The sequence below is a fragment of the Curtobacterium sp. PvP017 genome (genome assembly GCF_054060195.1).
Genome location: NZ_JBSSCY010000006.1, coordinates 274,449 through 285,474 on the forward strand (window position 1 = coordinate 274,449; position 11,026 = coordinate 285,474).

An 11,026-nucleotide genomic window follows, 5' to 3' on the forward strand; every position below is an offset into this window, starting at 1 on the left:
CCTAGCTCCGCGCCCGCGTCCGCGGGTCGATGAGCCCGTACAGCAGGTCGACGACGAGGTTCGCGCCGAGGACCGCCAGGGTGATGAACAGGAAGATCCCCTGCATGAGCGCGTAGTCGTTGTTCGTCACGGCGGACAGCAGCTTCGACCCGATGCCCGGGTACGAGAACACCTGCTCGGTGACGACGGAGCCGGACACGATGAACCCGAGGGAGATCGCGAAGCCGGCGACCGAGGGCAGGACGGCGTTCCGGGCGGCGTAGTTCCGCAGGATCTTGCCGTCGGAGAGCCCCTTGGCCTGGGCGGTGGTGATGTAGTCCTCGGACAGCGTCGACACCATCATGTTGCGCATGCCGAGCAGCCAGCCGCCCAGGGACGCGAGCACGATCGTCACGGCGGGCAGCACCCCGTACTGGACCGCCGAGGCGATGAAGTCCCAGTTGAACCCGGGGGTCAGGATGACGTCGTAGCCGCCCTGCGCCGGGAACAGGTGGATGCCGGTGGCGAAGAAGTACACCAGGATCAGCGCGAGCCAGAAGTACGGCACCGCGGCGAGCAGGGTGGTGGCGGGCACGAACGAGTCGAGCCAGGTGCCCGGACGCCAGCCGACGAAGGCACCGAGGCCGACGCCGATGATCGCGGCGAGGATCGTCGCGATCCCGACCAGGGCGATCGTCCACGGCAGCGAGCTCGCGATGACCTCGGTGACGGGCGCCGGGAAGTAGCTGACGGACACCCCCAGGTCACCGCGGAACACGTTGACCAGGTAGTGGCCGTACTGGGAGATCAACGGTTCCGAGGAATCGCCACCGAGGAGCAGCTCGTACGCCTGCCGTGTCGCCGGGGTCACCTGCCCGCCGCGCTGCTGGAGCTTGGCGAGCAGGATGTCCACCGGGTTCCCGGGCAGCAGCCGCGGGATGATGAAGTTCAGCGTCAGTGCCGCCCACAGCGCGACGATGTAGAAGCCGATCTTGCGCAGGAAGTAGGTCATCGTCGAGTGCTCCTCGGTCGCGATCCCATCGTGGTCAGCCCTTCGCCGGCTTCAGTGCCTTGAAGATCTCGGCGTTGTCCGGGCTCGCCCAGACCGCCGGGAAGGCGTAGAGGTCGTCCTTCGTGGGCCAGCCGGTGAACTTCGCCGCGTGGAACTCGCTCGTCGTGCCGCCGGTCATGACGGGGATGTACGGCAGGTCCTCGACGATGTGCTGCTGGATGGTGTCGAGCTCCGGCTGTGTGGCGGCGGTGTCCTCGGGGTCGATCGTGGCGAGCTTCGCGATGGCCTTGTCGACGTCGGGGTTGCTGTACCGCGAGATGTTCATCGGGGCCGCTTCACCGACCTTCGCGGTGTTCGCCGTCGTGAAGTAGTTGTTGTACAGGTAGTACGGGTTCGCCGTCGGGCCCTGGCCGAGCGAGTCGATCGCGAGCTCGAAGTTGCCCTTGGTCTTCTTGTCGGTCCACTCGTTCCACGACGACTGCTGCGCCTTGAGCTCGATGCCCGCGGCCTTGAGCTGCTGCGTCATCGTGTCGATCGCGGTGATGTAGTCGGTCCAGCCGGTGACGACCTCGACGGTCAGGGACAGCTTCTTGCCGTCCTTGGCGTAGATGCCGTCAGCGCCCTTCTTCCACCCGGCGTCCTCGAGCGTCGACGCGGCGGCGGCCTTGTCGGCGGTCTCCGGCATCACGGCGGGCTCGATGTCCTTCGAGATGGTGTCCTTCTGCGTCGTGGTGAGCGCGAAGGTCGGCGAGATCTCGCTCGCGGTGTTCTCGAACGCCAGCGAGTTGAGCTGCTTGCGGTTGATGGCGTCGGCGATGGCGTGGCGGACGGCCGGGTCGGTCTGCGGGCCGGCGCAGCCGAGGTCCGTGTTCGCGCAGGTGAGCAGCGCCATCTGGTTCTGGCCCACGGTGATGCCGTCGTAGCCGTTGTAGTTGCCGGCGATGTCGTCCATGTTCGGCACCGGGCCGGTCTGCCAGTCGATCGAGCCCTGCTTGAGCGCGTCGGCGCCGGCGGTGTTGCCGGAGAGCGACAGGTAGCGGATGGTCTTCACGGCCGGGGCGCCGTCCCAGTACTTCTTGTTCGCCTCGAGGGTGAAGGCCTGCGCCTTGAAGGTGCCGAGCGTGTACGGGCCGGTGCCGACGGGCTCGCGCACGACGTCGGTGGTCGGGTCGATGTCCTTCCACAGGTGCTCCGGCACGATCCAGGTCTTGCCGAGCAGGTTCGGGCCGAGCACGAACGACGGCTTGTCGAACGTCACGACGACCTTGTCGTCGCCGTCGGCCTTCGCGGTGCCGTCGTAGCCGATCGAGTTCAGGGCCTTCTGCTTCGTGAGCATGTCGAGCGTGAACACGACGTCCTTCGAGGTGAACGGCTCGCCGTCGCTCCAGGTCGCCCCGTCGCGCAGCGTGATGGTGAGCTGGGTGCCGTCCGTGTTCCACTCGTAGGACTTGCCGAGCAGCGGCTTCGGGTCCTTCGTGTTGACGTTGGTGATGAAGAACAGCGACTCGTAGATCGTGCCGACGCCACCGATGTTGGACGGCGACCACGGGTTGAAGTTGATCTGGTAGTCGCCGGACTGTCCGGTGTAGGCGACCAGGGTCGAGGCTGCGTCGCCCTTCGTGCTGGCGTTGCCGCTCGCGCTGCAGCCGCTCAGCGCGAGGCCGGCGGCGAGGAGTACGGCGGCGCCGATGGCGAGCCGTGAACGGGTTGGGTTGAACATCGTTGTCCTCTCGGTCTGCGTCGTCGCAGGATCCACGTTGTGAGCGTGATTGTTACACGCGTAAACTAAGGCGGTCAAGGGGTCGTGTCACGGCCCCGTAACGATGAGGAGACGCAATGGAGCGGACCACCCTGGACGGCACGTGGACGGTCGAGGCGGTGCACGGACCGGCACAGGCCGATGCGCACCGGGAGCCGGTCGCCGCGATCGTCCCCGGCTGCGTGCACACCGACCTGCTGCGGGCGGGCCGGATCCCCGACCCGTTCGACGGCGACAACGAGGCCGCGACCCAGTGGATCGGCGACACGGTCTGGCGGTACCGCCGCACCTTCGAGTGGTCGGGCACGGGCACGCACGACCGCCACGACCTGGTCGCCGACGGTCTCGACACCCTCGCGACGATCGAGCTGAACGGCGTCGTCGTCGCGACCACCGCGAACCAGCACCGCGCGTACCGGTTCCCCGTCGGGCACCTGCTGCGCCCCGGCGCGAACGAGCTCGTCGTCACCTTCGACGCCCCGGTCCCCGCGGCCGAGCGGTTGTCCGCCCTGCACGGCGGCGAACTCCCCCACGTCAACCACCACCCGTACAACGCGCTGCGCAAGAACGCGTCGAACTTCGGCTGGGACTGGGGCATCGACGTCGCCACGAGCGGCATCTGGAAGTCGATCGGCATCGAGTCGTGGAGCGGCGCCCGCATCGCGGCCGTCCGCCCGCTCGTCGACGTCGACGGCACCACCGGCGTGCTCACCGCGCACGTGGACGTCGAGTTCGCCGGCTCCTCCGGCGCCTTCTCGCAGGCCATCGGCAGCGCGCCCGTCGCGTCCGCGGGCGGTGACGCCGGTGCCGGACTGGAGGCCCGGATCACCCTGGCCCCGCACCACGCGTCCGCAGCGCACCCCGGTGCCGACACCGTGCCTCCCGTCCGCCCCGCCGACCACGCGGACACCGCCGGCCGGGTCGTCGGCGCGCGCCCCGTCGTGACCGGTCCGGACCGCACGGCCGGGTCCGCCGTCGTGCGGCTCGAGGTGCCCGAGGTCGCCGTCTGGTGGCCGCGCGGCGAGGGCGACCAGCCGTTGTACGACGTCCGGGTCGAGGTCGGCGACGACGTCTGGACCGGCCGCGTCGGGTTCCGCACCGTCACGCTCGACACCGCGGCCGACGCCGGTGGAGCGCCGTTCCTGCTCCGGGTGAACGACCGGCCCGTGATCGTGCGCGGCGCGAACTGGATCCCCGACCACGCGTACCTGACCGAGATGACGCCCGAGCGCTACGCCGACCGGATCGACGACGCGATCGACGCGAACGTCAACCTGCTCCGCGTCTGGGGCGGCGGAATCTACGAGTCCGACGACCTGTACGACCGGTGCGACGAACTCGGCGTGCTCGTCTGGCAGGACTTCCTGTTCGCCTGCGCCGCCTACGCCGAGGAACCCTGGCTCGCCGACGAGGTCGAGCCCGAGGTCCGCGAAGCCGTCACCCGGCTCAGCCCGCACCCGTCGCTCGTGGTGTGGAACGGCAACAACGAGAACCTCGTCGCGTACGCCGAGTGGGGGTGGCGGCCGTCGCTCGTCGGCCGGACCTGGGGCAACGGCTACTACCGTTCGCTGCTGCCGTCGATCGTCGCCGAGCTCGACCCGACCCGTCCGTACACGCCGGGCAGCCCGTTCTCGTTCGACGAGTACCTGACGCCGAACGACGAGCGGAACGGCAGCGTGCACATCTGGGACGTCTGGAACCGGCTCGACTACCGCGCCTACGCCGACTGGAACCCGCGGTTCGTGGCGGAGTTCGGGTTCCAGGGGCCGCCCGCGTGGTCGACCCTGACCGCGGTGGTCCACGACGAGCCGCTCGACCCCGACGGTCACGAGATGCTCGTGCACCAGAAGGCCGACCAGGGCAACCAGAAGCTCGCCGACGGCGTGCGCGGGCACCTGCCCGCACCGACGAGCATCGAGGACTGGCACTTCGCCGCGCAGCTCAACCAGGCGCACGCGATCCGCTTCGGCATGGAGTGGTTCCGGTCCCGCACGCCCGACAACACCGGCATGATCGTCTGGCAGCTCAACGACGACTGGCCCGTGGTGTCCTGGGCACTCGTCGACCACGCGGGCATCCGGAAGCCGGTCTGGTACGCGGTGCGGCAGGCATACCAGCCGGTCCTGCTCACCGTGCAGCCCGCTGCGTCCGGTGCTGCGGGTGCTGCGGGTGGGCTCGACGTCGTGCTCGTGAACGCGTCCGGGGCACCGGTCGCCGAGGAGGTCACGGTCTCCCGCGTCGCGTTCGACGGCACCGTGCTCGAGTCGTCCTCGTTCCCGCTCACCGCCGGGCCCGCCGACGCCGACCGGGTCACGCTGCCGGCTGCGCTCGCAGTGCCCGGAGATACCGGCTCCGAGGTGCTGGTCGTCACCGGGGCAGGGACCCGCACGGTGTTCGACTTCGCCGAGGTCGTCGATCAGGTCCTCGCCCGGTCGCCGCTCTCGACGTCGGTCACGGCGACCGACGACGGGGCGGTCGTGACGGTGACGGCGACGTCCTACGCGCGGGACGTCTCGCTGTTCCCGGACCGCGTGGACCCGGCCGCTCGGGTCGACGACGGCCTGGTGTCCCTGCTCGCCGGCGAGTCGGTGACGTTCACGGTGACGGGTGCGCCGGGCATCGACCCCGAGGCGCTCGTCGGGCCGCTCGTCCTGCGCCACGCGGGCTCGCTGCTCCCCTGACGCGGGCGGGGCGGGTCAGTCGAGGGCGGTCAGTTCGAACACGATCGCGGTCGCGGGGGCCAGCAACGGCAGCCGCGCCCCGACGTCCTCGAGCACCGCACCCGACAGCTCCAGGTGCCCGCGCACGAGCCACGCCGGCGGCACCATGTCGAGCCCGTGCGGCACCCGCAGCCCCGCGACCGGGGCCAGCCGGTAGCGCCGAGCCCGGTCGAGCCCCCGCATCCGCAACGGCACCGGCAGCGACTGCGGCCCGGTCTCGGTCCGTGCGACCCGCACCAGCGCCCGCGACCGGTCGACGGCCACCACCGAGGTCGCCACGAGCCCGGGGTCGCCGAGCTCCAGGTGCCGCAGCCGCCCGGTGTGCAGCAGCCCGCGCTCCCGCTTGTACAGCGTCGTCCACGCCCGCAACCGGTCGAGCTCCGACGGTGACAGCCGGGTGACGTCGGTCTCGATGCCGGCCGAGCCGAACAACGACACCGCCATCCGGAAGTCCAGGTCCAGGTGCCGTCCGGTGGTGTGCGAGACCTCGGGGCCGACGTGCGAACCGATCAGCTCGAGGGGCAGCAGCGCCTCGGTCCACCGCTGGATCGGCAGCCGTTCGAAGGCGTCGTTCGAGTCCGACGGCCACACCCGGTCGGTGCGCTCCAGCACGCCGAGGTCCACTCGGGCGCCCCCGCTCGCGCACGCCTCGATCTCGAGCCACGGGTGCCGGGCGCGCAGGGCGTCCATCAGCGCCCAGACCCCGCGGGTGTGCGCGTCGATGCCGGCGCGTCCGGCGTGCACCGCGTGCACGATGTCGCGGTTCTGGTCCCACTTCACGAAGTCGACGTGGTGCGCCGCGATCACGGCGGACATCGCCTCGAGCACGTACGCCCGCGCGAGCGGGTTCGCCATGTCGAGCACGTACTGGTTCCGCCAGGTGCGGACGTCGTCCTCGGGGCGCTGCAGCAGCCACTCGGGGTGCGCCGCCGCGAGTTCGGACACCGGGCTCACCATCTCGGGCTCGAACCACAGCCCGAACTCCATGCCGAGTCCGCGGACCCGGTCGACCAGCGGCCCGAGGCCGTCGGGCCACACCGTCGGGTCGACGCGCCAGTCGCCGAGCGACGTCGAGTCCGAACGCCGTCCGAGGAACCAGCCGTCGTCGAGCACGAACCGCTCGACGCCGATGTCCGCCGCGGTCTCGGCCAGGGCCACCAGGGGCGCGAGCTCCTGCCGGAAGTAGACGGCCTCCCAGGTGTTGAGCACCACGGGCCTCGGACGCTTCGGGTGGCCGGGGCGGCTGCGGAGCGAGTCGTGCAGCCGGTCGGACAGGCCGTCCAGCCCGGCGTCGCTCCAGACGAAGACGGCGTCGGGCGCGGCGAAGGACTCCCCCTGCCCGAGGACGACCTCGCCGGCGCGCAGGAGTTCCCCGGCGCCGAGCAGCGGTCGCGCTTCGGCGAGCACGTCGTACCGGTGCACCGAGTCGGCGCTCCAGGCCAGGTGCACGCCCCAGACCGCACCGGAAGCGTCCGAGAACCCGGGCGTCCCGAGCACGAGCAGCGTCGGGGCGTCGTGGCCCGTGCGACCACGACGGCTCTCCCGCGCGTGGCTCCCGGCGGTCAGGGCTCGACGCTGCGGGGTCCGCTCCCGGGTCCAGCGTCCGGCCAGGTCGAGCACCTCGCCGACCCGTTCGTCGACCGGCAGCGTCGCCTCGAGCGCCTGCAGGTGCACGGGCGCTGCAGCTGCGTTCGTCACGGTGTGCCCCACGCGCAGCACCCCCGCGCCGTCGAGCCGGAAGGCACTCCGCAGCAGCAGTTCGTCGGACACCGCGGTGACGAGCAGAGCGCCCGGCTCTGCGGTCACCTCGACGTCGCGCCACCGCGGCACGAGCGGCAGCCCGTCGACGTGCCCCGCGATCCCCGGTCGGCCCTCCCACCCGTCGCGTTCGGTCGGCAGCACGGTCAGCGGCCAGGCCGCGTCGAGGGCGCTCGGTCCGAGCGGCCGTCCGACCGCGAGCCGCAGGTCGTCGCCGTCGCTCTCCGCGACGGATCCGACGTCGCGGCCCCAGTGCAGCACCTCGGGCAGTCCCTCGTCGGCGGTCGCGAGCACGAGCGACACCCCTCCGTCGCGCAGGACGTGCACCCGCCGGCCGTCCAGCGCGTGCGCCGGCGCCGGGTCGCGGTCCACGACGGTCACGACGCACGCTCCTCGCGCAGGACGCGGACGCGTCCCGCGGGGACGACGGTCTCCGGCCCGTGGCCGGAACCGTCGAGCAGGTCCGTACCGGACGCGGTGACCGTGACGTCGTCAGCGCGGTGGTTGACGAGGAACAGGAACACGGAACCGTCGTCGTGGACGCGGCGCACCGCCTCCAGGCCGGGAGGCGCGGTGACCGTCCGCGGGAGCGCGCGCTCCTCGATGACCCGGTCCACGAGCCGCTGGGTGCTCTGGGCAGGCAGCATCGCGGACACGTACCAGGCGCCGCCGCCGACAGCGCGGCGGGTGACCGCTGCGCGGTCCGCGAGCGGGCCACCCGTGTACCGGAGCACGACGTCGGCGTCGTCGACCACCACGGCCTCGGCCCAGTCGGTGACGGTCCCGCCGTCGTCGAGCGTGCGGGTCTCGTCACGCTGCAGCGGGGTGAACTCCTCGCTCCAGGCGCCGAGCACCTGCCGGAACGCGCCCGGGTAGCCGCCGGCGCGGATGCGGGCGGTCTCGTCGGCCACGCCGGACAGGTAGGTGACGATCATGGTCGCACCACGGTCGACCACCGCGGCGATCCGCGCGGCGGTGGCGTCGTCGACGACGAGCATCGTCGGGACGACGACCACGTCGTACCCGTCGAGGTCGGCGTCCGAGGGCACGACGTCGGTGAGCACCTGCCGGTCGTGGAACGCGGCGTACCAGGCACGGAGCTCCCGCGAGTACCGCAGGGCTCGGTGCGGCTTCAGCCCGGACTGCAGTGCCCAGCCGGACGGCTCGTCGACGACGATCGCGACCCGCGCCGGTTCGACGCGACTGCCCTGCACCGGGGCGAGGTCACGGAGTGCACGCCCGAGCGCGACGACCTCCCGCCAGATGCGCGTGCGGGTGCCGGCGTGCGGGACCATCGCGGAGTGGAACTGCTCGGCCCCCGCGGTCGACGCCCGCCACTGGAAGAACAGCGCGCCGTCGGATCCGCGGGCGACGTGCACGAGCGAGTTCCGCAGGATCTCCCCCGGCTCCTTCGCCCGGTTGCGCTGCTGCCAGCTCGGCCCGCCCGTCGAGTGCTCCATGAGCAGCCAGGGGGTCCGGCCGGCGGTGATGCCGCGCATCCGGTCGGCGGCGAGGGCGAGGTCCTGCTCGCGGTGCGGGTCGTCGACGAGCGTGTAGTGGTCGTTGGCCGGGATCGCGACGTGCTTCGCCCACTCGGCGTAGTCGACGACCTGCGATCCCGCACCGACCATGAAGTTCGTCGTGACGGGGACGTCCGAGTGCTGCTCGATGACGGCCTTCTCGGCGTCGAAGTGCCGGAGCAGGGCGTCGGAGGAGTACCGCTCGAAGTCCAGCGCGAGGCCGGGGTTCGGTGCGCCGCCGACGCCTCGAGGGGGCGAGACCTCGTCGAAGGACGTGTAGGTGTGCCCCCAGAACGCCGTCCCCCACGCGGCGTTCGCGGCGTCGACGTCCCCGTACCGCTCGGCGAGCCAGCGTCGGAAGTCCGCTGCCGACTCCTCGCAGTAGCAGCGACCGTTCCCGCCGCCGAGCTCGTTGCTCACGTGCCAGAGCCGCACCGCCGGGTGGTGTCCGTAGCGTTCGGCCAGGGCACCGACGATCCGCAGGGCGTGCTCGCGGAAGACCGTCGAGGCGGAGCACCACCCGAGGCGTCCACCCGGACGCTCGCGGCGCTCCGTGGCGTCCACCGGCAGGACCTCCGGGTGGGCGGTCAGCAGCCAGTTCGGCGGGGCGGCGGTCGGCGTCGCGAGGTCCACCTCGATGCCGTTCTCGTGCAGCAGGGCGATGACGTCGTCGAGCCAGTCGAAGGTGTACTCCCCCGGCGACCGCTCGAGCAGCGCCCACGAGAAGACCCCGATCGTGACCAGGTTCACCCCGGCCTCGCGCATCAGGCGGACGTCCTCGAGCCAGACCGCACGGGGCCATTGTTCCGGGCTGTAGTCGCCGCCGAACGACAGGCCGTCGGTCGGCCACGGGACGGTGGGGGCAGCGGTCACGGCATCTCCTTCGATGGGTGGACCGCACCAGCCTCCCGTCTCAGGCGACGTTTGTCAACGTGTGTAACTAAGGCGTTGGGAGTGCTGCGGCATCAGGTCTCGAGCAGCTGCCGGATCGCGACGACCGCACCCGCGCGCGCCCACTCCGAGAACTCGAACGGCTGCACCTCGACGGTCACCGGCTGCCGGTACGGAGCCAGGGCTGCCCGGAGTGCCTCGTCGACCGTCGACCGCGCCAGGTCGTACACCGGCAGTCCGTCCCCGGTCAGGACGATGGCGGCGGGATCGGCGATGTGGACGGCCGTCGCCAGCACCACCCCGAGCGCTCGGCCGGCGTCCTCGAACGCGGATACGGCCCGCTCGTCGCCGGTGCGCGCCAGTTCGACGACCTGCTCGTACGTCGAGCCCTCCCGCCCGGCGTTGCGGACGATCACCGGGCTCGGCAGGAAGCTCGAGGCGCACCCCTCGTGCCCGATGCCGCAGTCGGGTCCCCCACCGAGGACCGGCAGGTGCCCGATCCGGCCCAGTCGCCCGTGTTCGCCCGTGGACACCTGCCCGTTCACGATGAGCCCGAGACCGAGCCCCTCGCCGACGGTGACCAGGGCCATCGAGCCACGGCCGGCGCCGGCACCGAACCAGTGCTCCTTGACGGTCAGGGCGTGGACGTCGTTCGCCGTGAAGGCAGCCGACCCGGTGCGCTCCCGGACCATCCGCGCGAACGGGACGTCGGTCCACCCGAGGAACGGCGACGACGCCACGACGGCCTCTCCGCCCCGGACGAGCACGTCACCCGGCAGGGAGACCCCGACGGCACAGATCGCGGGATGTGCGGCCCGGAGGCGCTCGTGCACCGCGCTGATCTGGTCGGCCAGGGCTTCCGGAACCGTGGAGGCGACGGCCTCCTCGTGCAGGGCGAGCACGCGGCCGCCCAGGTCGGTCACGGCGGCGTACAGGCGCTCACGGGTGAGCTTCACGCCGAGGAACTCCCACTGCCCCGAACTCGACTGCAACAGCTCCGACGGCCGGCCCGTGGCACCCCGCACACCGGTGCCGACCTCGACGACCAGCCGGTGTGCCACGAGGATGCGCATCGCCCGGGTCAGGCTCGCCCGCGACAGCCCGAGCGACCGAGCGATCTCGGCGCGGGAAAGCGTGCCGTGGATGAGGATCTCCCGCAGTGCCAAGCGGGAACCCTCGGGCAGTGCCGGCCAGGCTTCGGTCATCGTTCCTCCGTCGTCGGCTGATCCTACGGCCTGCCCGGAAACGCAGAAAACCCCTGACCAGTGCTGGTCAGGGGTTCCCTGGTGTTACTGAGGTTAAGTCCGGCGGCGTCCTACTCTCCCACAAGGTCCCCCTTGCAGTACCATCGGCGCTGAGAGGCTTAGCTTCCGGGTTCGGAATGTGA

Annotated in this window: 6 protein-coding genes and 1 rRNA gene; 1 reads left to right on the forward strand and 6 read right to left on the reverse strand. The window is 71.5% G+C overall.

Annotation, left to right across the window (positions count from 1 at the left end; translation table 11 throughout):
• Position 1: 1 nt before the first annotated feature.
• On the reverse strand, positions 2-991 hold the full coding sequence (locus ACVKXF_RS13740; protein WP_123313060.1) for an ABC transporter permease: 990 nt from the start codon (positions 989-991) through the stop codon (positions 2-4).
• A gap of 34 nt (positions 992-1,025) precedes the next feature.
• Positions 1,026-2,711, reverse strand: coding sequence for an ABC transporter substrate-binding protein (locus tag ACVKXF_RS13745; RefSeq protein WP_456796039.1), 1,686 nt, complete (start codon positions 2,709-2,711; stop codon positions 1,026-1,028).
• Between the two features lie 116 nt (positions 2,712-2,827).
• Here ACVKXF_RS13745 and ACVKXF_RS13750 point away from each other — a divergent pair, with 116 nt between their 5' ends.
• Positions 2,828-5,431: a glycoside hydrolase family 2 protein gene (locus tag ACVKXF_RS13750; protein ID WP_456796040.1), complete on the forward strand. Its 2,604-nt coding sequence runs from the start codon at positions 2,828-2,830 to the stop codon at positions 5,429-5,431.
• Between the two features lie 15 nt (positions 5,432-5,446).
• On the opposite strand, the gene ACVKXF_RS13755 is transcribed toward ACVKXF_RS13750, so the two are convergent.
• From ACVKXF_RS13755 to rrf, 4 genes are all read right to left on the reverse strand, one after another.
• The gene (locus tag ACVKXF_RS13755) at positions 5,447-7,609 is read right to left on the reverse strand and encodes an alpha-galactosidase (protein ID WP_456796041.1); all 2,163 of its coding nucleotides are present in this window, start codon (positions 7,607-7,609) and stop codon (positions 5,447-5,449) included.
• A complete protein-coding gene (locus ACVKXF_RS13760) occupies positions 7,606-9,621 on the reverse strand; it encodes a beta-galactosidase (RefSeq protein ID WP_456796042.1) in 2,016 nt (671 codons plus the stop codon). The genes ACVKXF_RS13755 and ACVKXF_RS13760 overlap by 4 nt, the downstream gene beginning before the upstream one ends.
• A 92-nt stretch (positions 9,622-9,713) precedes the next feature.
• Complete coding sequence (locus ACVKXF_RS13765; protein WP_456796043.1) at positions 9,714-10,844, reverse strand: ROK family transcriptional regulator; 1,131 nt, start codon at positions 10,842-10,844, stop codon at positions 9,714-9,716.
• A 97-nt stretch (positions 10,845-10,941) separates the two neighbouring features.
• A 5S ribosomal RNA gene (rrf, locus tag ACVKXF_RS13770) occupies positions 10,942-11,026 on the reverse strand; the annotation flags it as partial.

Excerpts from the sequence above, each read along its gene's own strand:
- ACVKXF_RS13750 (WP_456796040.1), top strand. The coding sequence starts at position 2,828 with ATGGAGCGGACCACCCTGGACGGCACGTGGACGGTCGAGGCGGTGCAC.
- ACVKXF_RS13745 (WP_456796039.1), bottom strand. The coding sequence starts at position 2,711 with ATGTTCAACCCAACCCGTTCACGGCTCGCCATCGGCGCCGCCGTACTC.
- ACVKXF_RS13765 (WP_456796043.1), bottom strand. The coding sequence starts at position 10,844 with ATGACCGAAGCCTGGCCGGCACTGCCCGAGGGTTCCCGCTTGGCACTG.
- ACVKXF_RS13740 (WP_123313060.1), bottom strand. The coding sequence starts at position 991 with ATGACCTACTTCCTGCGCAAGATCGGCTTCTACATCGTCGCGCTGTGG.